Annotated in this window: 20 protein-coding genes and 5 tRNA genes; 15 read left to right on the top strand and 10 right to left on the bottom strand. The window is 70.8% G+C overall.

Annotated features, from left to right (window positions below; translation table 11 throughout):
• Positions 1–146: 146 nt before the first annotated feature.
• The 8 genes from OG937_15610 to OG937_15575 all read right to left on the bottom strand — a co-directional run bounded on the left by OG937_15610 (position 147) and on the right by OG937_15575 (position 10,282).
• A complete protein-coding gene (locus tag OG937_15610) occupies positions 147–725 on the bottom strand; it encodes an ATP/GTP-binding protein (protein ID WUD73016.1) in 579 nt (192 codons plus the stop codon).
• Entirely contained in the window at positions 706–1,245 is a 540-nt protein-coding gene (locus OG937_15605) for a DUF742 domain-containing protein (GenBank protein ID WUD73015.1), read from the bottom strand. Before OG937_15605 ends, OG937_15610 begins: the two co-directional genes overlap by 20 nt.
• Positions 1,246–1,316: 71 nt before the next feature.
• Positions 1,317–1,730 carry a roadblock/LC7 domain-containing protein gene (locus OG937_15600; GenBank protein ID WUD73014.1) on the bottom strand — a complete coding sequence of 138 codons (414 nt, stop codon included), beginning with the start codon at positions 1,728–1,730 and terminating at the stop codon, positions 1,317–1,319.
• A gap of 9 nt (positions 1,731–1,739) precedes the next feature.
• The gene (locus OG937_15595; GenBank protein WUD78753.1) at positions 1,740–4,835 is read right to left on the bottom strand and encodes a nitrate- and nitrite sensing domain-containing protein; all 3,096 of its coding nucleotides are present in this window, start codon (positions 4,833–4,835) and stop codon (positions 1,740–1,742) included.
• 462 nt (positions 4,836–5,297) lie between these two features.
• Entirely contained in the window at positions 5,298–5,906 is a 609-nt protein-coding gene (locus tag OG937_15590; GenBank protein ID WUD73013.1) for an ATP/GTP-binding protein, read from the bottom strand.
• Positions 5,887–6,294: a DUF742 domain-containing protein gene (locus OG937_15585; protein ID WUD73012.1), complete on the bottom strand. Its 408-nt coding sequence runs from the start codon at positions 6,292–6,294 to the stop codon at positions 5,887–5,889. The genes OG937_15590 and OG937_15585 overlap by 20 nt, the downstream gene beginning before the upstream one ends.
• A 79-nt stretch (positions 6,295–6,373) precedes the next feature.
• Positions 6,374–6,796 (bottom strand): roadblock/LC7 domain-containing protein, encoded by a 423-nt coding sequence (locus tag OG937_15580; GenBank protein ID WUD73011.1) that lies wholly within the window; start codon positions 6,794–6,796, stop codon positions 6,374–6,376.
• Complete coding sequence (locus tag OG937_15575; GenBank protein ID WUD73010.1) at positions 6,797–10,282, bottom strand: nitrate- and nitrite sensing domain-containing protein; 3,486 nt, start codon at positions 10,280–10,282, stop codon at positions 6,797–6,799.
• Positions 10,283–10,848: 566 nt separating this feature from the next.
• Between OG937_15575 and OG937_15570 the strand changes: the two genes are divergently transcribed.
• The 10 genes from OG937_15570 (at position 10,849) to OG937_15525 (ending at position 15,674) form a co-directional block, all read left to right on the top strand.
• Positions 10,849–11,037, top strand: a complete 189-nt coding sequence (locus OG937_15570) for a hypothetical protein (protein ID WUD73009.1) — start codon at positions 10,849–10,851, stop codon at positions 11,035–11,037.
• Positions 11,038–11,122: 85 nt separating this feature from the next.
• Positions 11,123–11,914, top strand: a complete 792-nt coding sequence (locus OG937_15565) for a fumarylacetoacetate hydrolase family protein (protein WUD73008.1) — start codon at positions 11,123–11,125, stop codon at positions 11,912–11,914.
• Positions 11,907–13,391: a glutamate--tRNA ligase gene (gltX, locus tag OG937_15560; GenBank protein WUD73007.1), complete on the top strand. Its 1,485-nt coding sequence runs from the start codon at positions 11,907–11,909 to the stop codon at positions 13,389–13,391. Before OG937_15565 ends, gltX begins: the two co-directional genes overlap by 8 nt.
• 69 nt (positions 13,392–13,460) lie before the next feature.
• Positions 13,461–14,420, top strand: a complete 960-nt coding sequence (locus OG937_15555; protein WUD73006.1) for a pseudouridine synthase — start codon at positions 13,461–13,463, stop codon at positions 14,418–14,420.
• Between the two features lie 9 nt (positions 14,421–14,429).
• Positions 14,430–15,149 (top strand): HAD family hydrolase, encoded by a 720-nt coding sequence (locus OG937_15550; protein ID WUD73005.1) that lies wholly within the window; start codon positions 14,430–14,432, stop codon positions 15,147–15,149.
• Between the two features lie 88 nt (positions 15,150–15,237).
• Positions 15,238–15,309: transfer RNA gene (locus OG937_15545), tRNA-Gln, on the top strand.
• 17 nt (positions 15,310–15,326) lie between these two features.
• Positions 15,327–15,399, top strand: a tRNA-Glu gene (locus OG937_15540).
• Positions 15,400–15,426: 27 nt separating this feature from the next.
• Positions 15,427–15,499, top strand: a tRNA-Glu gene (locus tag OG937_15535).
• A 12-nt stretch (positions 15,500–15,511) separates the two neighbouring features.
• Positions 15,512–15,583: transfer RNA gene (locus OG937_15530), tRNA-Gln, on the top strand.
• Positions 15,584–15,601: 18 nt separating this feature from the next.
• Positions 15,602–15,674 (top strand) — tRNA-Glu (locus OG937_15525).
• 76 nt (positions 15,675–15,750) lie between these two features.
• On the opposite strand, the gene OG937_15520 is transcribed toward OG937_15525, so the two are convergent.
• Positions 15,751–16,395 carry a MerR family transcriptional regulator gene (locus OG937_15520; protein ID WUD73004.1) on the bottom strand — a complete coding sequence of 215 codons (645 nt, stop codon included), beginning with the start codon at positions 16,393–16,395 and terminating at the stop codon, positions 15,751–15,753.
• 81 nt (positions 16,396–16,476) lie between these two features.
• Here OG937_15520 and OG937_15515 point away from each other — a divergent pair, with 81 nt between their 5' ends.
• A complete protein-coding gene (locus OG937_15515; GenBank protein ID WUD73003.1) occupies positions 16,477–16,977 on the top strand; it encodes a DUF4188 domain-containing protein in 501 nt (166 codons plus the stop codon).
• Between the two features lie 16 nt (positions 16,978–16,993).
• Here the strand turns inward: OG937_15515 and ndgR are convergent, their stop codons facing one another.
• Positions 16,994–17,710, bottom strand: a complete 717-nt coding sequence (gene ndgR / locus OG937_15510; protein WUD73002.1) for an IclR family transcriptional regulator NdgR — start codon at positions 17,708–17,710, stop codon at positions 16,994–16,996.
• Positions 17,711–17,871: 161 nt separating this feature from the next.
• Here ndgR and leuC point away from each other — a divergent pair, with 161 nt between their 5' ends.
• From leuC to OG937_15490, 4 genes are all read left to right on the top strand, one after another.
• Positions 17,872–19,293, top strand: a complete 1,422-nt coding sequence (leuC, locus tag OG937_15505; protein ID WUD73001.1) for a 3-isopropylmalate dehydratase large subunit — start codon at positions 17,872–17,874, stop codon at positions 19,291–19,293.
• A 5-nt stretch (positions 19,294–19,298) separates the two neighbouring features.
• On the top strand, positions 19,299–19,892 hold the full coding sequence (gene leuD, locus OG937_15500) for a 3-isopropylmalate dehydratase small subunit (protein WUD73000.1): 594 nt from the start codon (positions 19,299–19,301) through the stop codon (positions 19,890–19,892).
• Between the two features lie 132 nt (positions 19,893–20,024).
• Positions 20,025–20,258: a hypothetical protein gene (locus tag OG937_15495; protein ID WUD72999.1), complete on the top strand. Its 234-nt coding sequence runs from the start codon at positions 20,025–20,027 to the stop codon at positions 20,256–20,258.
• Between the two features lie 123 nt (positions 20,259–20,381).
• On the top strand, positions 20,382–20,993 hold the full coding sequence (locus OG937_15490) for an HU family DNA-binding protein (GenBank protein ID WUD72998.1): 612 nt from the start codon (positions 20,382–20,384) through the stop codon (positions 20,991–20,993).
• The last annotated feature ends 69 nt before the right edge of the window (positions 20,994–21,062 follow it).

The following is a 21,062-nucleotide window of genomic DNA, read 5'->3' as shown; positions in this document are numbered from 1 at the left end:
ACCCCATGCCTCCGGGGATGCCGACGTGCGCCGGGTCGTCCGGTTCGAAGGGCGCGGGCAACGGTCCTCCTGTCGTCCGGCCCGACGCGCGAAGGCCCCGCACATGTCGTGCGGGGCCTTTCGCGTCGTACGGGAAGCGGGAACCGCTACCGCAGCCGCGCCATCAGCGCGTGCTCGACCAGCGTGATGAGCGCGCTCTTCGCCTCGGCGCGGTGCCGGGCGTCCGTGATGATGATGGGTGCCTCGGGACCGATCTGGAGGGCCTCGCGGACTTCCTCGGGGTTGTACGGCTGGTGGCCGTCGAAGCCGTTGAGGGCGATGACGAACGGCAGACCGCTGTTCTCGAAGTAGTCGACGGCCGGGAAGCAGTCGGCCAGCCGGCGGGTGTCGACCAGGACGACGGCGCCGATGGCGCCGCGCACCAGGTCGTCCCACATGAACCAGAAGCGGTCCTGGCCCGGCGTGCCGAACAGGTAGAGGATCAGGTCCTCGTCCAGGGTGATACGGCCGAAGTCCATCGCCACGGTCGTCGTGGTCTTGTCCGGCGCGTGCGTCAGATCGTCGATCCCCGCGGAGGCGGAGGTCATCACGGCTTCGGTACGCAGCGGGTTGATCTCCGATACGGCACCGACGAACGTGGTCTTGCCCACGCCGAAGCCGCCCGCCACCACGATCTTCGCCGAGGTGGTTGAGCGAGCTGGACCGCTAGAGCTTGCGAAGTCCACTGAGCACCCTTTCGAGCAGTGTCACGTCTGGCTGTCCGCCCGAGGCATCGTCGCCACCGGGCTGGTGAATGGCGACGAGCCCGGCCTCCGCCAGGTCGGCGACGAGGATTCGGGCGACGCCGAGGGGGATGGAGAGGAGCGCGGAGATCTCCGCGACCGACTTGATCTCCCGGCAGAGGATGCAGATCCGCTGGTGCTCCGGCAACTGGCCCCGCAGCTGCACCGGGTCGGCGGTCGTGCTGACCAGTGCCTCGATGGCGAGCTGGTAGCGCGGCCGGGTGCGGCCACCGGTCATGGCGTAGGGACGTACCAGACCGGACGGCGGCTTGGAACGCCCGGTCTGCGCTGTCCGAGGCGGTGGCGCCTGCGGGGGTTCGTACGGCTGGATCCTCGGCTGCCGGTGCGACGGCGTGGGGCCGGGACCGGGGTCCTGGCTGGGTGCCGAGGGAAAGTCGAACCGCTTGAAGGGCGGCTGCTGTTGGTGATTGCCGTACTGATCTCCGCCTGGGGGCGTTGCCACGGTTCCTCCTCCAGCTGGGTAGCGCGTCTGAAAACCCTACGGGTCTCCAGACGCGCCCGCATGCCTGTCCGTTAGTTGAGCAGGCTGCCCTGCAATTCCGCACGCAGATCGGGCGTGAGCACATTGCCCGCCCGGTCGACCAGCAGGGCCATCTCGTAGCCCACGAGGCCGATGTCGCACTCCGGGTGCGCCAGCACGGCCAGCGAGGAACCGTCCGAGACGGACATGATGAAGAGGAAGCCGCGCTCCATCTCCACGACGGTCTGGTTCACGTGCCCGCCCTCGAAGATGCGCGAGGCACCCGCGGTCAGCGAGGTCAGACCGGAGGCCACCGCGGCCAACTGGTCAGCACGGTCCCGCGGGAAGCCTTCGGACATCGCCAGCAGCAGGCCGTCGGCAGAGACCACAACCGTATGGGAGACCCCTGGGGTCTGGTCCACGAAACTGGTGATCAACCAGTTCAGGTTCTGTGCCGCCTGGCTCATCGGACTCAACTAACGCTCCTGGTGCTTGGGGCCGAAGCCCTGGCCGTTCGTGTCAGTTCCCGCAGTGCGTCCCTGCTGGACGCCGCGCCGCAGATTGCTCAGGCGGCCACGGACGTCCTCGGGTGCACGGGAGACCATCGGTCCGCCCTGCGGAGTCTGCTGTGCGGTACCCGGGACCAGGTTGGCCTTGGGGACCCGTCGGGGCAGGCCGGAGGGGGTGACCCCGCCCGCCTTGGGCTTGCGGGCCTGTTCGGCCCGCTGCCAGTTGTCGTCGTTCGTGGAGCGCCACTCCGACTCCCCGTCCGACGCCGGTGCGGAGGGCGCCGGCTGCGCCGGGAAGCCGTCCGTCGACTGGGGCTCCGGCTGTGCCGGGGCCGCCGGGCCGGACTGCTGCCATCCGCGGTCGCGGCGCGGCAGTCCCGCGTCGGTCACCGAGGACTGCAGCGGGCCGGTGGCCGCACCCGGTCGGTCGAAGCCTACGCGCTCCGGGGCCTCGAAGGGGGTGGCTGTGGCGGAATCGGCCGTCGCCTGGGCCGGGAAGGCCTGCGGCTGGGCCGCCTGCGGCAGGTCGCCGCCGGGCGTCGCCGTCCACTGCTCCTGGGCGTACCCGTTCTGCTGCTGCCAGTCGTCCTGGGTGTAGCCGTTCTGCGGAGCGGTGTACCCCTGCTCGGCGTAGCCGCCTTCGGTGTACACCGGCTCCTGGAACCCGGGCTGCGCGTCGTAGCCGTGCTGCTCCTGGAACGGCTGGGCCTGCGGCTCCTGGTAGCCCTGCTGTTCGTAGCCGTTCGCCGGGAAGCCGTTGTCCTGGAACGGGGTCTCCCGGAACGCGGCGTCGGCGCCGGCCTCCTGGTAGCCGTCCTGGAAGCCCTGTTCCTGGGCGTCGCCCTCGAACGGCAGGTGCTCCGGGGCACGGTCGCCGGCCGCGGCCTCGAGCTGGGCACGGCGCTGGTCGCGCATGAGCGAGCGGCCGACCGGGTCGAGCGAGCGGGTGTCGCCCGGGGCCTCGGCGCGCTCGTAGCGCGAGTCGTCGAAGCCGAGCTCCGCGGCGGTCGGCCCGTAGGCGGCGAACTGCGGGGTCTCGAGCTCCGGCACGATCCGGGACACGGTGAAGTCGTCCTCCAGCGGCATCTCCTCGCCGCCGCCACCGTGGGTGATCGGCTCGGGGAGCATGACCAGCGAGGTGGTGCCGGCCTGCTCGCCGGACGGGCGGAGCTGGACGCGGATGCCGTGCCGGTCGGCGAGGCGGCCGACCACGAACAGGCCCATGCGCTTGGAGATCGACGCGTCGACGGTCGGCGGTTCGGCCAGCTTGTGGTTGATGTCCGCGAAGTCCTCGGCGGTGAGGCCGATGCCCTTGTCGTGGATCTCGACCATGACGCGGCCGTCGGGCAGCCGGGTCGCGGTGACCCGCACCTTGGTCTGCGGCGAGGAGAACGTGGTGGCGTTCTCCAGCAGCTCGGCCAGCAGGTGCACGAGGTCGGTGACGGCGGTGCCGTGGATCTCGGTCTCGGGGATGCCGACCAGTTCGATGCGCTCGTACGCCTCCACCTCGGAGGCCGCGGCGCGGAGCACGTCGACCAGCGGGACCGGCTGGTTCCAGCGGCGGCCGGGCTCCTCGCCGGCGAGGACCAGGAGGTTCTCGCCGTTGCGGCGCATACGGGTCGCCAGGTGGTCCAGCTTGAAGAGGTTCTCCAGCTGGTCCGGGTCCGCCTCGTTGTTCTCCAGGTCCGTGATCAGCGTCAGCTGGCGCTGGATGAGGCCCTGGTTGCGGCGGGAGAGGTTGGTGAAGATCGCGTTGACGTTGCCACGGAGCAGGGCCTGCTCGGCGGCGAGCCGTACGGCCTCGCGGTGGATCTGGTCGAAGGCGCGGGCGACTTCGCCGATCTCGTCGTTCGAGGTGATCGGGATCGTCTGGACGCGGGTGTCGACCTTGCCCGGATCGGTGCGGGAGAGCTGGTCGACCAGGGCGGGCAGGCGCTGCTCGGCGACCTCGAAGGCCGCGGTGCGCAGCCGCCGCATGCTGTTGCTCATCGAGCGGGCCACCATCGCGGCCACGATGAAGGCGATGATCAGCGCGACGAGCACGATGGCGGAGTTGACGATCGCCTCGATGCGGGCACTGTCGGCGATGTCGCTCGAGTCGTTGTACGCCTGGTTGGCCAGGTGCTGCTCGACGCTCTTGTAGGCGTCGAAGGCGAGGGTGGTCGCGCCGAACCAGCTCTCCGCGGTCACGCCCTGGGCCTTGAGCTGCTCAGTGCTCTGACCGGAGGCGATCAGCTTGATCATGTTCTCCAGGCTCGGCGGAGCCTTGAAGGGCTGGCCGGCCTGCTTGGCCGCCTGGGCGGCCTGGGTGACCTGCTCCTTGCCCTTCTCCAGGGCCGCGTCCTGCGCGTCCAGCAGCCGCTGGTAGTCCGCGTCGGTGCCACCGCCCCGGTACTCCTCCAGCGCGACCTGCTGGAGGTAGGCGTACGAGGTGAAGGCGGTCAGCTGGAGCTGCAGCTCGCCGTCGGCGAGCTTGTCGCGGTCCTCGACGAGCAGGTGGGTGCCGATGGAGCGGGTCAGCGACTCGGCGGCCTTGGTCAGTTCGAGCGCGTAGAGGGTGCGGCCGTAGGAGGCGATGCTGTTGGTGCCGAAGCCCAGCTCGTTCGCGAGCTCCATCAGCGGGTGCTGGACCTCGACGTACTTCTCCTCGGTCTGCACGCCCGGGAGCTGCCGGGTGAAGGCCGTGTCACGCAGCTTCGCCAGGACCTTCTCGCCCTCGCGGATGTTCGCCACGCGGCGCTGCAGCCGGTCGCTCACGGGCAGCTCGGCGACGGCCGCGTCGAACTTCGCGGCCGCCTGGTCGGTGGCCGCGCGGGTCGCGACGACGTTCTTGTTCTCGGTGTCGCCGGCCAGCAGGGGAACAACGCTGAGGTCGCGTTCGTTCAGGACGGCGTTGGCGTAGTCCACGGCGGCGCGCACGGCGTTGGCGGTCCGCACCGCGTCGTCGGCGTCCTGCCAGGTCTGCACCGAGCTCTGCACCCGGAAGCCGCCGAAGACCAGGGCGACCATCACCGGGATGAGGAGGATGACGTTCAGACGGGTGGCCACCCGCCAGTTGCGCATGGCGAAGCGGCTGCCCGGGCTCGTCACCGGCTCCGGCGCGGTGGCCGCCTCGGGGGCAGCGGCCTGAGCCGTGCCGTATCGCGCAGGCGGGGTGAAATTGCCACGCGGGTGGTCCGCGGGACCCGGCTCTGCTCGCCTCGTGTTCCTCACTCGACCAACAACCTCTCGGCGACGGCGCGGGCGGCGCCGTTCCTACTCTCGGGTTTCGATGAATTCCAGCACGTCATGGGGGTGCTCCACAAACGTCCGGCGAGGACTGCGAAGCCATGATCACGCGCCGGTTAAAAGGGGCATAAGCGTAAAGCGGTGGCAATTCACTGGGTAGATGTATGCGCAGTGAAGCCGACTGGGCGCGGGCGGTGTTCGGGTTGTTCCGATTCGCGGTCGAAACGTTATGAACAGAAGGACCGGCCATGTCAAAAGACACAGCCGGTCCATACGCGAAGTGGCAAGCTGGAACGCTTACTTGAGACGAGCGAGCAGCGCGTGTTCGACGAGCGTGATCAGCGCGCTCTTCGCCTCGGCGCGGTGCCGGGCGTCCGTGATGATGATGGGGGCGTCCGGGCCGATCTGCAGCGCTTCCCGGACCTCATCGGGCGTGTACGGCTGGTGGCCGTCGAAGCCGTTGAGGGCGATGACGAACGGCAGACCGCTGTTCTCGAAGTAGTCGACGGCCGGGAAGCAGTCGGCCAGCCGGCGGGTGTCGACCAGGACGACGGCGCCGATGGCACCGCGGACCAGGTCGTCCCACATGAACCAGAAGCGGTCCTGGCCCGGCGTACCGAACAGGTACAGGATCAGGTCGTCGTCGAGCGTGATACGACCGAAGTCCATGGCCACGGTCGTCGTGGTCTTGTCGGCCACGTGCGTCAGATCGTCCACGCCCGCGGATGCCGAGGTCATCACGGCCTCCGTACGGAGCGGGTTGATCTCCGAGACCGCCCCGACGAACGTGGTCTTGCCCACGCCGAAGCCACCCGCCACCACGATCTTCGCCGAGGTGGTGGACCGGGCCGCGGGCGGCGCACCGTACGCCGCCTGCTGCCCCGGCCTAGAGCTTGCGAAGTCCACTGAGCACCCTTTCGAGCAGTGTCACATCAGGCTGTCCGCCGGCCTCGCCGCTGCTCGGCTGGTGGATGGCGACCATACCGGCCTCAGCCAGGTCGGCCACCAGAATCCGGGCCACCCCCAGCGGGATCCCCAGCAGTGCGGAGATCTCGGCGACCGACTTGATCTCCATGCACAGGTGGCAGATGCGCTGGTGTTCGGGGAGCAGCCCCTGGTAGGCACTCGGGTCCGCGGAGGTGCTGACCAGTGCCTCGATGGCGAGCTGGTAGCGCGGTCGGGTGCGACCACCGGTCATGGCGTACGGCCGCACCAGCGGCTGGTCGCCTTCGCCCCCGTACGGCGCATGGTGGGGCGCGCCGTACGGGCCGGGCGAGGCGGGCGGCGGGGTCATGAATGGTCCTCCGGGTAAGAGCGGACGCGTGTCGCGAGTAGTCATGGGGCGTGCATTCGGCCGGGCTCCGGGGAGGAGCTCAGCCCATCAGGCTGCCTTGGAGTTCTGCGCGCAGGTCGGGGGTGAGAACGGCGCCCGCTCGGTCGACGAGCAGGGCCATCTCGTAGCCCACGAGGCCGATGTCGCACTCGGGGTGCGCCAGTACGGCCAGCGAGGATCCGTCCGAGACCGACATCAGGAGGAGGAAGCCGCGCTCCATCTCCACGACGGTCTGGTTGACGCTGCCGCCCTCGAAGATGCGGGACGCGCCCGCTGTCAGCGAGGTGAGGCCGGAGGCGACGGCCGCCAACTGGTCGGCACGGTCACGGGGGAAACCCTCGGACATGGCCAGCAGCAGGCCGTCGGCGGATACCACCACGGTGTGGGACACCCCGGGGGTGTTGTCCACGAAGTTGGTGATCAACCAGTTCAGATTCTGTGCCGCCTGGCTCATCTGACTCAACTAACGCTCCTGCTGGTGAGTGGTGCCAAAGCCGCGGCCGTCGGTCGTTCCCGTACCGGCCTGGCGACCCTGCTGGATACCGCGACGGAGGTTGGTCAGGCGTCCGCGCACGTCGTCGGGGGCCCGCGAAACCTGCGGACCGCCCTGTGGGGCTTGCTGGGGAGCACCGGCTCCCGGGACGAGGTTGGCCTTGGGGACCCGCCGCGGCAGCCCGGAGGGGGTGACCCCGCCCGCGGACGGCTGGCGGACCTGGCCCGCGCGCTCCCACACCTCGTCGTTCGGCGAGGACCGCCACGCCGCCGAGTCGCGCCGAGGGGGCTGCGAGGGCTGCGGCGGGTGCGCCGGCTGCGAAGGCGGCGCCGCGTGCTCGGCGCGGGCCCGCTGCGGGGCGGGCTGCTGCGGGTGCTGCTGCGGGGCGGGCTGCTGCGGGCGCTGCGGCGGCCGGGTGGGCGCTGCGGCACCCGGGCCGTTGCCGTTGTGCTGCGGGCCGACCGGGCCGCGCTCGACGTGCACCTGCTGCATGCGCTCGGCGCGACCGGTGCGGAACCAGTCCGACTCGAGGGAGTCGAAGATCGGGCTCGGCTCGTCGTGGCGAACGGGGGCCGGAGGCAGCGCCATCGGCTCGCTGACGGCCGGCAGGGGCTGCCGGTCGGCCTGCGGGGCCGCGGGACGCTGCTGGTGGGCGGCGCCGGGTTCCTGGGCGTACCCGCCGGAGTGGCGCGGTCCCTGGGGCGCCGCCGGGGCGGCCGGCGGGGTCTGCTGCGCCTGCGGCACGTGGGGTGCCGCGGGGCGCTGGAAGACGTCGCTGCGGGTGAACTGGCCCTGCTGCTGCGGGGCCTGGCCACCGTGCTGCGGCATCTGCGGCATCTGCTGGGGCTGGCCGCCGTGCTGCGGCATCTGCGGCATCTGCGGCATCTGCTGGGTCTGGGGGCCGCCGTACGCCGGTGCGGTGTGCGGCATGGCGTTGAAGTCCGGGCGCTCGAACTGCGCCGTGCTCTCCAGGTCCTCGTGACCGCGCGGCATGTCGGCCTCGGGGCCGTGGGCCGCGCCCATCGGCTGCGGCGCCGCCGGACGCTGCGGGGGAGCCGCCGGTCGCTGCGGCTGCTGCTGCGGCCGGCCCTGGCCACCCGGGACCTGCTCGTTGGCCCAGCTCGGGCCCGAGCGCTGCGGGCCGGGCGCCGTCGGGGCACCGGGGCCGGCCGGACGGCCGCCCTGCGGGCCCATACCGGGACCGGAGTTGAGGGCCGGACGCGACGCGGAACCGGACACCTGGCCGCGCTGCCCACCGCGGTGCATGCCGGCGAGGCCCGTACCGCCGCCGCCACCCATGGCCGGCGCGGGACCGCCCGGAGCCGCGGCGGGGGCACCGCCCGGCTGCTGACCGCGGTTGCCCGCGCCGGGCTGGGGCTTGGCGCCACCCTGGGTGACGTCCACCGGCAGCATGACGAGCGCGGTGGTGCCGCCCGAGTCGGACGGACGGAGCTGGATCCGGATGCCGTGTCGCAGGGACAGGCGGCCGACCACGAACAGACCCATGCGGCGGGAGACGGAGACGTCCACCGTCGGCGGGTTGGCGAGCCGCTCGTTGATGTCGGCGAGGTCCTCCGGGGAGAGACCGATGCCGGTGTCGTGGATCTCGATCAGCACGCGGCCGTCGGGCAGCGCGTGACCGGTGACCCGCACCTTGGTCTGCGGGGAGGAGAACGAGGTCGCGTTCTCCAGCAGCTCTGCGAGCAGGTGAACGAGGTCGTTGACGACGCGGCCGGTGACCTCGACCGCCGGCACCGAGGTGAGCTCGATGCGCTCGTACTGCTCCACCTCGGAGGCGGCGGCGCGGAGGACGTCGACCAGCGGGACCGGGCGGGTCCAGCGGCGGCCGGGCTCCTCGCCCGCGAGGACGAGGAGGTTTTCGCCGTTCCGGCGCATACGGGTCGCGAGGTGGTCGAGCTTGAAGAGGTTGGACAGCTGGTCCGGGTCGGCCTCGCGGGACTCCAGTTCGGAGATCAGGCTCAGCTGACGCTGGATCAGGCCCTGGCTGCGGCGCGAGAGGTTGGTGAACATCGCGTTGACGTTCCCTCGCAGCAGCGCCTGCTCGGCGGCGAGTCGGACCGCCTCGCGGTGGACCTCGTCGAACGCGCGGGCCACCTGGCCGATTTCGTCGCGGGTGTGGATGCCGATCGACTCGACCGAGGTGTCGACGTCCTGCGGGTCGGACTCGGAGAGCTGCTTGACCAGCTCGGGCAGTCGCTTCTGGGCGACTTCCTGGGCGGTGTCCTGCAGCCGGCGCAGCGAGCGGACCATGGACCGGGCGACGACGAAGGCGCCGACGACCGAGATGCCGAGCACGAGGAGGATCAGCGCACCGCTGATGATCGCCTCTTGCTGGGCCTCGTCGCGCAGCGTCAGGGCCTTCTGCTGCATCTGCTGCAGCAGGGTCTGCTCGATCTGGCCCATGAGCTGGATCTTGGTCTTGGCGTCGTCGTCCCAGTCCAGGTAGGTGCCCTGGAAGTTCTGGATGCTCGACTCGGAGGCCGCGATGCGGTCGGCCTGCTCGTCGACCTTGGTGACGATGTCGTTGCCGCCGTTGAGGCCCTTGAGGAGGTCCTCGGCGTTCGTCCGTCCGTAGATCTGGCTGAACTGCTTGAGTTCCGTGCCCTCGGAGCGGTGGGCGCCCTGCAGGTAGCGGAAGTCGTTGGAACTGAGGTTGCGGTTGTCGGCCAGCGCGGCGCTGACGATCGCGCGCTGCATGGAGTCGTACTCCTTGGCGGACGAGAACGCCGCCAGCGCGCGGGTGCTGGAGATCATGTCCGAGTTACCGGTCGCCTCGGCCATCTCCTGGGAGAGGTCGATGAGCGAGCGGATGAGCTCGTCGTACTCGCTGACCGTCTGCGCGACGTAGCCGGGCTGGTCGTAAGAACGCTCGCGGATGGCGTTCAGGGTGCCGAGCTGGCGGCTGATCGCGGTCAGCGAGGCGTTGACGCCCGTGAGGTCAGGGGAGACCTCGTTGGCGGCGTTGACGAACGCCGTGCGCGCCAGCTTGGTCTTCTGCAGCGCGGCCGCGATGTTGTCGTCGCCCTCGTCCCGGGGCGTGCTGGACAGCGGGCCGGCCGAGACGTCTCGCTCCTCCTGGAGCGCGGCGGCGAGCTTGGTCGCCTGCTCCGTGAGGTCGGTCAGCGAGGTCATGGCCTCCAGCTGCTGCACGTTCTCCAGCGAGCTCTGGATGCGGAGCGCACCCAGGGTGGTCGCGGCGACCACCGGCAGCGCGAGCAGCGACACCAGACGAGTGCTGATGCGCCAGTTGCGCATGGCTATTCGGGAGCCGTGCTTCGGGCCGGTGCGCACACCGCTTCCCGGCGTGGCGCTGCTCTGTGCGCCCGCGGTTCCGGCGTCTGCGGTTTCATCCCGGCGGGCGGGACCGTGATCGGTCCCACCGCGCTGTTCCGGGTCGCCCGCAGCGCCGCCATCCCTCTTGAAACGTCCCTGCACTAGCGTCGCAACCTCTGGACCAGGCGTCCCCCGCACGGGCGGCAGGACGGTGTCGAGTCTTCGGAGTCCCGCCCTCCCCGGCGGATACCCATTGGCCGCCGCCGCTCGGCGATCGCACGCTCCCCCCTGCGCGCCGGCATCTGTTGATACGGCGGTCCGGGGAATTCCAGCACAGTGCCGCACGTCCAACAAGGGCCGACATGTTTCGAGTGGAATACGTGACTCAGTGCGTCCGATGGATCACACGGTGTCGGTGGCCTTTCGGATGTCTTCCGGCAATCCGGGCTTTCTCCAGGGGTGTTGGGGCCCGCCGGCCGGCGCCCGGCTGCTGCCAACCGGGGGTGAAGAGTCCGGATGGGCCGTGATGTCGGTTTCGCTGGTATCGGGCGGCCGACCGATACGCCCTGCTTGTCCCCGCGTTCGTGAGGAAAATCACAGACCGTCAGTTGTATTGGTCATCCAGATCGGGGAATGGGCGCCGATAGATTGACGTTTGACACAGCCGTGTACTACGTCAACCGCGCCTCGCTGGGCGCCCGGTAACAACACGAGGTTCTGACCGGCCCATGAAGACGACCATGATCATGCGACCCATAGCCAACCCGCGCCGCACCACCCTCGCGCACCTGGTGGACGCCGAGGACACGCGGACCGCAGAGGTCGCTCCGGCCGTCGAGGACGCGGAAGCCGTCGTGCTGCCCCGGCAGACCGCCAACCCCCGCCGCACCGTCCTGACGGAGCTGCCGACCGCCTGAGGCGCGGCTCGGCGGGCGGGTCCGGGAGCCACCCCCGGGATAACCTGGAGCGTCAGTCTCCGGCCAGTGAGGTGAGCTGCTTCCCGTGCGCATCGCCAGGTTCTCCATCGACGGCAATGTCGCCTTCGGCGTCGTCGAGGGCGACGAGTCCGTCCCGGACGGACTCGTCCTCGACATCATCAAGGGCATCCCGTTCGCCGAGTACGAGCGCTCCGGCACGAAGGTGCCGCTGAGCAAGGTCCGGCTGCTGCCGCCCGTGCTCCCCAGCAAGGTCGTCGCGATCGGGCGGAACTACGCCGAACACGCCGCCGAACTGGGCAACGAGGTGCCGGAGGTCCCGGTCGCCTTCTTCAAGCCGTCCACCTCGGTGATCGGCCCGGGCGACCCCATCGTCTACCCCTCCTTCTCGCAGGAGGTGCACCACGAGGCCGAGCTCGCCGTCGTCATCGGACGGATGTGCCGCGAGGTCCCGCGCGAGCGCGTCGCCGAGGTCGTCCTCGGGTACACCTGCGCCAACGACGTCACCGCGCGGGACGCCCAGAAGGCCGAGAAGCAGTGGGCGCGCGCCAAGGGCTTCGACTCCTCGTGCCCCATCGGCCCCTGGATCGAGACGGACCTGGACCTCGCCGCCGCCAACGACCTCGCCGTCACCGCCACCGTCAACGGCGAACCGCGCCAGTCCGGCCGCACGAGCCAGATGATCCGCTCCATCGAGGACCTGATCGTGCACATCACCGAGGCCATGACGCTGCTCCCGGGCGACGTCGTCCTCACCGGCACCCCGGCGGGGGTCGGACCGCTCCACGTCGGCGACGAGGTCGCCGTCACCATCGAAGGCATCGGCACTCTCACCAACAAGGTGATCAAGCGTGACTAGCGCAGCACCCGTACGCGTACGTTTCTGCCCCTCGCCGACCGGCAACCCGCACGTGGGCCTGGTCCGCACCGTCCTGTTCAACTGGGCGTTCGCCCGCCACCACCAGGGCACCCTGGTCTTCCGCATCGAGGACACCGACGCCGCCCGCGACTCCGAGGAGTCGTACCAGCAGCTGCTGGAGGCCATGCGCTGGCTCGGCTTCGACTGGGACGAGGGCCCCGAGGTCGGCGGCCCGCACGCGCCCTACCGGCAGTCGCAGCGCATGGACGTCTACAAGGACGTCGCCGCGAAGCTGCTCGGGTCCGGCCACGCGTACAAGTGCTACTGCACCACCGAGGAGCTCGACGAGCGCCGCGAGGCCGCCCGCGCCGCCGGCCGCCCCTCCGGCTACGACGGCCACTGCCGCGACCTCACCGCCGAGCAGGTCGACGCGTACGAGCGCGAGGGCCGCGAGCCCATCGTCCGCTTCCGCATGCCCGACGAGACGATCACCTTCACCGACCTCGTCCGCGGCGAGCTGACCTTCACCCCGGACAACGTGCCCGACTACGGCATCGTCCGGGCCAACGGCGCCCCGCTGTACACGCTGGTCAACCCGGTCGACGACGCGCTGATGGAGATCACGCACGTGCTGCGCGGCGAGGACCTGCTGTCCTCCACCCCGCGCCAGATCGCGCTCTACCGCGCGCTCGCCGAGATCGGCGTCGGCAACGGCACGACCCCGTACTTCGGCCACCTGCCGTACGTCATGGGCGAGGGCAACAAGAAGCTCTCCAAGCGCGACCCGCAGTCCTCCCTCAACCTCTACCGGGAGCGCGGCTTCCTCCCCGAGGGCCTGCTGAACTACCTGTCGCTGCTCGGCTGGTCGCTCTCCGCCGACCGCGACGTCTTCACCGTCGAGGAGATGGTGGCCGCCTTCGACATCGACGCGGTCAACGCCAACCCGGCGCGCTTCGACCTCAAGAAGGCCGAGGCGATCAACGCCGACCACATCCGCATGCTGGACGTGAAGGCGTTCGCCGAGGCCTGCGGCCCGTGGCTGAAGGCCCCGTTCGCCCCCTGGGCGCCCGAGGCGTTCGACCAGGCCGCCTTCGAGGCGATCGCGCCGCACGCGCAGACCCGTCTGACCGTGCTCTCCGACATCACCGACAACGTCGACTTCCTCTTCCTCGACACGCCGGTGGAGGACGAGGCGTCCTGGCAGAAGGCGATGAAGGACGCGGCCGCCGCCTCGGCGCTGCTCACCACCGCCCGCGAGAACCTGGCGGCCGCCGACTGGAACGCCGAGGCCCTGAAGGACGCCGTCCTCGCCGCCGGCGAGACCCACGGCCTCAAGCTCGGCAAGGCCCAGGCGCCGGTCCGGGTCGCCGTCACCGGCCGCACCGTCGGACTGCCGCTCTTCGAGTCCCTCGAAGTGCTCGGCCGCGAGCGCACCCTGGCCCGCGTCGACGCCGCCCTGGCGAAGCTCGCCGGCTGACCGCGGTACGCCGATCCGCCCCGGGCCCTTCACCAGGAGCCCGGGGCGGCACGCTTCCCGGACCACGCCATGCGCCGCAGGACCAGGCCCCCGATCCCCCCGCTGCCCCAGCGCCGCGGGGTCGACCCCGTGCGCGTGCGGCTGCCCGGCACCGGGACCTGGGCGACGGTCCGCGACCACCTGGTGGACCGGTTCGGCGCCGCGGTCTCCCCGCAGCGGGTGGACGCCATGTTCGCGGCGGGGGAGGTGCACGGCGCCGACGGCCCGCTTTCCCCTGACGCCGCCTACCGTCCGGGCGGCTACGTCTGGTTCCACCGGGAACTGCCGGAGGAGGTCCCGGTGCCCTTCGGCATCGAGGTGCTCCACCGGGACGACCGGCTGCTCGTCGTCGACAAGCCCCACTTCCTCGCCACCATGCCGCGCGGCGGCCACGTCGTGGAGACGGCGCTCACCCGGTTGCGCCACGACCTCGCGCTGCCCGAGTTGAGCCCGGCCCACCGCCTCGACCGGCTCACGGCGGGCGTGGTGATGTTCGTGATCCGCCCCGAGCTGCGCGGCGCCTACCAGACGATCTTCCGGGACCGGCTGGCCCGCAAGGAGTACGAGGCGGTGGCCCGGCACGACCCCGCCCTGGCGCTGCCGCGCACGGTGGAGAGCCGGATCGTGAAGGAGCGCGGTGAGATGGCGGCCCGGGAGGTCCCCGGCGAGCCCAACGCCCGCAGCCACGTGGAACTGCTGGACCACCGCGACGGGCTGGCCCGCTACCGGCTCCGCCCCGAGACCGGCCGTACCCATCAGTTGCGGGTGCACATGAACGCCCTGGGGGTGCCGATCCTCGGCGACCCCGTCTACCCGCACGTCCTGCCGCCCGCCGCACCCGGCGACTTCTCCCGCCCGCTGCGGCTGCTGGCCCGGGTGCTGGAGTTCGACGACCCCGTGACGGGCGAGCGGCACCGTTTCGAGAGCGGCCGGACGCTGTTCACCCGGTGTCCGCCACGTGCCGGTACCCCGGACGGAGCACAGGGCTAGAGTCGGCATATGCCGATCCGCGCCGTGCTCTGGGACATCGACGACACGATCTTCGACTACTCGGGCGCCGAGCGGGCCGGAGCGCTGCGTCACCTGGAGGCCGAGGGTCTGCTCGGCGCGTTCGGCGGCGAGGAGCGGGCGCTGCGGACGTGGCGCGAGGTCATGGAGACGCACTACGCGCGCTTCCTCACCGGAGAGCTGACCTTCACCGAGCACCGCAGGGAGCGGGTCAGGGCCTTGCTGGGGCCGACCGTCGGCGACGCCGCGGCCGACGCCTGGTTCGCGGCCTACTACGTCCATTTCGAGGCCGCCTGGGCGGTCTTCCCCGACGTCGTACCGGTCCTGGAGGCCCTCACCCCCGGCTACCGGCACGGCCTGCTGTCCAACTCCAGCACCGCCCACCAGGAGCGCAAGCTGACCCGGCTGGGCCTGCGCGACCGCTTCGAGTGCCTGGTGTGCTCGCAGGAACTGGGGCACGCCAAGCCCGCGCCGGAGGCCTTCCTGGGAGCGTGCCGGGCGCTGGGACTGCCGCCGGCGGAGGTCGCCTACGTGGGCGACAAGGCCGACACCGACGCGCGCGGCGCGGACGCGGCGGGCCTGTACGGGGTGTGGCTGGACCGTACGGGTTCCGTCACCGCGCCGGACCTGCGGCGGATCATGGGGCTCGCGGAGCTGCCCGCACTTCTGGCGGCGGATACTCGTTTTGGAGCCCCGTCACCGATCGGGTAATGTTCTTCCTGCGCCGCCCGGGCGGGCCGAAAAGGCCAGCGCGGGAAGCGCGGCCAAACAAAACCCCCCACGGGGGGTTGAGTTTTGGTGGGGTATGGTGTAATTGGCAGCACGACTGATTCTGGTTCAGTTAGTCTAGGTTCGAGTCCTGGTACCCCAGCGCAGATCTTCTGCAAAGCCCCCGTTGTGTAGCGGCCTAGCACGCTGCCCTCTCAAGGCAGTAGCGCCGGTTCGAATCCGGTCGGGGGTACTGATCTCTCTGGCAGGGATCGCTAGGGCCCCCGTTGTGTAGCGGCCTAGCACGCCGCCCTCTCAAGGCGGTAGCGCCGGTTCGAATCCGGTCGGGGGTACTTGACACACCATGGGGTATGGTGTAATTGGCAGCACGAGTGATTCTGGTTCATTTAGTCTAGGTTCGAGTCCTGGTACCCCAGCACATTTCCACAAGACTTGCCCCCGTTGTGTAGCGGCCTAGCACGCCGCCCTCTCAAGGCGGTAGCGCCGGTTCGAATCCGGTCGGGGGTACATCGAGGAGAGGCCCCCCGCTTCGGCGGGGGGCCTCTCCTGTTTCCCCGTCCGCGGCCGTTCCTGGCGGCCCGCCTCACCCAACTCCGAAGCGGCGCCGGGACTCCTCGGCCTCGGCGAGCCGGCGCAGGCTCAGCAGCACGGGCTCGTAGAGCACCGTGAGCGTCACGGCGGCGGCCGCCTGTTCCAGCGGGGTGTCGTACGTCTCGACCAGATCCAGGTCGTGGACGGCCTGTTGGGCGGCCAGCCGCGCGTAGGGCGCCAAGTGCCGCGCGCCGCTGGGGTATCCGAGGCGGGTCAGGGCGGCGACCGCCGTGACGAGCATCCGGTACGCGGGGGAGGGGCCGTGCTCCTCGCCGCCGTACCGCCAGCCGAGTTCGGCCATCAGACCGTCCACCTCGCGGCGGGCGGTCTCCGTCGCCGGGTCGTCCTCGTCGGGCTCCGGGCCGTGCGGCAGGACGAAGGTGGCGGCGCCGAGCCGCAGGTGCTGGTTGAGCGACTCGTCCTCCACCGCGGCGAGCACCTCCCGTGCGGTGGCCACCGGCACCTTGCCGATCTGGATCAGCGCCCGGACGAAGCGCAGCCGGCGCAGGTGCTCCTCCCCGTACTCGGCCTGCGTGGCCGTGACGCGACGGCCGGGCTGCAGCAGTCCCTCGCGCAGGTAGTACTTGATCGTGGCCGTCGCCACGCCGCTGCGTTCACTCAGCTCCGCCAGTCGCATTCCCTTGCGCCCTCCGTTGGATAGTGGCACTATCCAAGCATGGATAGTGCCACTATCCAAGACGACCGACAGGGGATCCTCATGTCCGCGCAGCTGATTCCGGGCCGCAACACCGCCGCCGCCGAGGGCGGCGTCGTCGTGTTCCTCATCGGGATGCGGATCAACCGCTTCCGGTCCCTGGGCAGCTGGCTCCCGGTGTTCCGGGCCATGCCGCGCATGCTGCGGGAGCTGTCGCAGGACGACGGGAGCGGGTTCCTCGGGTACCGGCTGCTGTTCGGCGGACCCCGTGTGATCTACGTCGTCCAGTACTGGAAGTCCACGGAGCAGCTCTTCGCCTACGCCTCCCAGCGGGACAAGCAGCACCGGCCCGCGTGGGCGGCGTTCAACCGCCGCGCGCGGGCCGGCAAGGGCCGGGTGGGCTTCTGGCACGAGACGTACGCCGTGCCGGCGGGCGGCTACGAGTCCGTGTACGTCGACATGCCCGCCTTCGGACTGGGCGCCGCGACCGGGGTCGTCCCGGTGGGCCGCCGTGGTGAGACGGCGGCCCAGCGGCTGAAGGCGGGCGAGGGGCGGGCGGCCTGAGGCCGGTGTCCCGGGCTCAGCCGCTGCGGCGCAGGGACTCGGACAGGCGGGCGGCGGCGTCGACGACGGACTGGGCGTGCATGCGCCCGGGGTGCCGGGTGAGCCGCTCGATCGGGCCGGAGACGGAGACCGCCGCCACGACGCGGTTGGACGGGCCGCGCACCGGGGCCGAGACGGACGCCACGCCCGGTTCGCGCTCGCCGATCGACTGGGCCCAGCCGCGGCGCCGTACGCCGGAGAGCGCGGTGGCGGTGAAGCGGGCCCCCTGCAGCCCGCGGTGGAGCCGCTCCGGCTCCTCCCACGCGAGCAGGACCTGGGCGGCGGAGCCGGCCTTCATCGGCAGCGTGGAGCCGACCGGGACGGTGTCCCGCAGTCCGGACAGGCGCTCGGCGGCGGCCACGCAGATGCGCATGTCGCCCTGGCGGCGGTAGAGCTGGGCGCTCTCGCCGGTCATGTCGCGCAGATGCGTGAGCACCGGCCCGGCCGTGGCCAGCAGGCGGTCCTCGCCCGCCGCGGCGGCCAGTTCGGACAGCCGCGGGCCGAGGATGAAGCGCCCCTGCATGTCGCGCGCCACCATCCGGTGGTGCTCCAGGGCGACGGCAAGACGGTGTGCGGTGGGGCGGGCGAGACCCGTGGCGCCCACGAGCCCGGCCAGGGTGGCCGGGCCGGACTCCAGTGCGCTCAGCACCAGAGCCGCCTTGTCGAGAACGCCGACGCCACTACTGTTGTCCATGCAACGATACTCGCGTCTCACTCTGTGAAACGCAAGTTCAATTTTCCGGCGGACGCGGCACGCTGGAATGCACAGGGCCGCTGCGGCCACTCCCCACAAGGGGGTGGACACGCAGGGCAACGACGAACAGGCCGGCAGAGCGGCCGGTCGGAGGGAATGCGATGGCACGGACACTCGCGGAAAAGGTCTGGGAGGATCACGTCGTACGGCGCGCCGAGGGCGAGCCCGACCTCCTCTTCATCGACCTGCACCTGCTCCACGAGGTCACCAGCCCGCAGGCCTTCGACGGTCTGCGGATGAACGGCCGCCCGGTGCGCCGGCTGGACCTCACCATCGCGACCGAGGACCACAACACCCCCACCCTCGACATCGACAAGCCGATCGCCGACCCGGTGTCGCGCACGCAGCTGGAGACGCTGCGCAAGAACTGCGCCGAGTTCGGGGTGCGGCTGCACCCGCTGGGCGACGTCGAGCAGGGCGTGGTGCACGTCGTCGGTCCGCAGCTGGGCCTGACGCAGCCGGGCATGACGGTCGTCTGCGGTGACAGCCACACCTCCACCCACGGCGCCTTCGGCGCGCTGGCGTTCGGCATCGGCACCAGCCAGGTCGAGCACGTGCTGGCCACCCAGACCCTGCCGCTGGCCCCGTTCAGGACCATGGCGATCACCGTCGACGGCGAGCTGCCCGACGGCGTCAGCGCCAAGGACCTGATCCTGGCGATCATCGCCAGGATCGGCACCGGCGGCGGTCAGGGCTACGTCATCGAGTACCGCGGCTCGGCCATCGAGAAGCTCTCGATGGAGGCCCGGATGACCATCTGCAACATGTCGATCGAGGCGGGCGCCCGGGCCGGCATGATCGCCCCCGACCGGACCACCTTCGACTACCTGCAGGGCCGTCCGCACGCCCCGCAGGGCGAGGACTGGGACGCCGCGGTCGCGTACTGGAGCACGCTCAGGACCGACGAGGACGCCGTCTTCGACCACGAGGTCGTCATCGACGCCGCCTCCCTGTCCCCGTTCGTCACCTGGGGCACCAACCCCGGCCAGGGCGCACCGCTGAGCGCCTCCGTGCCGGACCCGGCCGGCTTCGAGGACCCCAGCGACCGCCTGGCCGCCGAGAAGGCCCTGGAGTACATGGCCCTGGAGCCCGGTACGCCGCTGCGCGAGGTGAAGGTCGACACCGTCTTCGTCGGCTCCTGCACCAACGGCCGCATCGAGGACCTGCGCTCCGCCGCCTCCGTCGTCAAGGGCCGCAAGATCGCCGACGGTGTGCGGATGCTGGTCGTGCCCGGCTCGGTCCGGGTCGCCCTGCAGGCCGTGGAGGAGGGCCTGGACAAGGTCTTCAAGGAGGCCGGCGCCGAGTGGCGGCACGCGGGCTGCTCGATGTGCCTGGGCATGAACCCCGACCAACTGGCCCCCGGTGAGCGCTCCGCGTCCACCTCCAACCGCAACTTCGAGGGACGGCAGGGCAAGGGCGGCCGCACCCACCTGGTGTCGCCGCAGGTCGCGGCCGCGACCGCGGTCACCGGCCACCTCTCGTCCCCCGCCGATCTGCCCGGCGCAGCCGTCCTGGAGGCCTGAGAACGATGGAAGCTTTCACCACGCACACCGGCCGCGCCGTCCCGCTGCGCCGCAGCAACGCCGACACGGACCAGATCATCCCGGCCCACTGGCTGAAGAAGGTCACCCGCAACGGCTTCGAGGACGGCCTGTTCGAGGCCTGGCGCAAGGACCCCGAGTTCGTCCTCAACCGGCCCGAGCGCCAGGGGGCCACCGTCCTGGTCGCGGGCCCGGACTTCGGCACCGGCTCCTCCCGCGAGCACGCGGTGTGGGCCCTGCAGAACTACGGTTTCAAGGCGGTCATCTCCGCGCGCTTCGCCGACATCTTCCGCGGCAACTCGTTGAAGAACGGCCTGCTCACCGTGATCCTGCCGCAGGAGACGGTCGAGGAGCTCTGGAAGCTGACCGAGTCCGACCCGACGGCCGAGATCACCGTCGACCTGGAGGCCCGCGAGGTCCGCGCCGAGGGGATCACCGCCCCCTTCGAACTGGACGACAACGCCCGCTGGCGGCTGCTCAACGGCCTGGACGACATCAGCCTCACCCTGCAGAACGAGGCCGACATCACCGCCTACGAGACCAAGCGCCCCTCCTTCAAGCCGCAGACCCTGCAGCTCTGAGCGGTCCGGCGGCCCCCGCGGCCGCCGTCGTCCCACCTCCGCAGCGCCCCCCGCCCCCACCGGGCGGGGGGCGCTGCGGCGTGTTCGGCTCCACACCTCGTGACAACTCACCGCAGATGACACAATCGGCACATGGAACACGATGGCCAACTCGAGCTGTACGGGTTCCTCGCTGCCAGGTTGAAGCAGGCCCACACCCGGGTGGCGGGTCTGCAAGTGCCGGAGGACGTCAGGATGCAGTTGACCCGGCGGCTGCTCGTCATCACCGCGGCCGCGAAGCACGATCTCGCAGGTGCGGCAAGGCGTCTGGAGGAACTGATGAAGGACCTCGACGAAGGCCGATTCCCCGATCAAAGGTCTTCCTGAGCCCCGAGTTCGTTGCGGCACAAGGGTGATTCGCCCGTTTCGTATTTGATTTGCGGTATATATCCGCCTAGCGTGCGAAAAAGCCCGAACCTCATCGCCGGGCAAGTTTCCGAAGGGGAAGACGTGAACAAGGCGCAGCTCGTTGAAGCGATTGCCGACAAGCTCGGCGGCCGTCAGCAGGCCGCGGACGCGGTCGACGCCGTCCTGGACGCGATCGTCCGCGCGACGGTGAGCGGGGACCGGGTCTCGGTCACCGGCTTCGGCTCGTTCGAGAAGGTGGAGCGTCCCGCCCGCTACGCCCGCAACCCCCAGACCGGGGAGCGGGTCCGGGTCAAGAAGACCTCCGTCCCGCGCTTCCGCGCCGGTCAGGGCTTCAAGGACCTGGTCAGCGGGTCGAAGAAGCTCCCCAAGGTCGGAGAGGTCTCCGTCAAGAAGGCGCCCAAGGGCAGCCTGAGCGGAGGCGTCACCGCCAAGGCCACCACCAAGAAGGCCGCCGCGAAGAAGACGACGGCGAAGAAGGCCACCGCTGCCAAGGCGGCCACGGCCAAGAAGACCACCGCCGCCAAGGCCACGGCCAAGAAGGCCACCACTGCCAAGGCGACGACGGCGAAGAAGGCGGCCGCCAAGAAGACCACGGCGAAGAAGGCGACCGCCAAGAAGACCGCCCCGGCCAAGAAAGCGCCCGCCAAGTCGGCGGCCCGGAAGACCGCCACCAAGCGGACCGCGAAGCGGTAACGATTCCGCGGACCCGCACACGCCGACGGGCCGGGTACCCCTGACTCAGGGGCACCCGGCCCGTGCCGT

It is taken from the genome of Streptomyces sp. NBC_00510, from assembly GCA_036013505.1.
Classification (GTDB): Bacteria; Actinomycetota; Actinomycetes; order Streptomycetales; family Streptomycetaceae; genus Actinacidiphila.
The sequence above is the reverse complement of the archived record's forward strand: the minus strand, read 5'-3'. Positions and strand labels throughout refer to the sequence as shown.

Excerpts from the sequence above, each read along its gene's own strand:
- OG937_15515 (WUD73003.1), top strand. The coding sequence starts at position 16,477 with ATGTCCGCGCAGCTGATTCCGGGCCGCAACACCGCCGCCGCCGAGGGC.
- OG937_15520 (WUD73004.1), bottom strand. The coding sequence starts at position 16,395 with ATGCGACTGGCGGAGCTGAGTGAACGCAGCGGCGTGGCGACGGCCACG.
- OG937_15595 (WUD78753.1), bottom strand. The coding sequence starts at position 4,835 with ATGCGCAACTGGCGGGTGGCCACCCGTCTGAACGTCATCCTCCTCATC.
- leuD (WUD73000.1), top strand. The coding sequence starts at position 19,299 with ATGGAAGCTTTCACCACGCACACCGGCCGCGCCGTCCCGCTGCGCCGC.
- leuC (WUD73001.1), top strand. The coding sequence starts at position 17,872 with ATGGCACGGACACTCGCGGAAAAGGTCTGGGAGGATCACGTCGTACGG.
- OG937_15550 (WUD73005.1), top strand. The coding sequence starts at position 14,430 with ATGCCGATCCGCGCCGTGCTCTGGGACATCGACGACACGATCTTCGAC.
- ndgR (WUD73002.1), bottom strand. The coding sequence starts at position 17,710 with ATGGACAACAGTAGTGGCGTCGGCGTTCTCGACAAGGCGGCTCTGGTG.
- OG937_15495 (WUD72999.1), top strand. The coding sequence starts at position 20,025 with ATGGAACACGATGGCCAACTCGAGCTGTACGGGTTCCTCGCTGCCAGG.
- OG937_15600 (WUD73014.1), bottom strand. The coding sequence starts at position 1,730 with ATGAGCCAGGCGGCACAGAACCTGAACTGGTTGATCACCAGTTTCGTG.
- OG937_15570 (WUD73009.1), top strand. The coding sequence starts at position 10,849 with ATGAAGACGACCATGATCATGCGACCCATAGCCAACCCGCGCCGCACC.
- OG937_15585 (WUD73012.1), bottom strand. The coding sequence starts at position 6,294 with ATGACCCCGCCGCCCGCCTCGCCCGGCCCGTACGGCGCGCCCCACCAT.
- OG937_15555 (WUD73006.1), top strand. The coding sequence starts at position 13,461 with ATGCGCCGCAGGACCAGGCCCCCGATCCCCCCGCTGCCCCAGCGCCGC.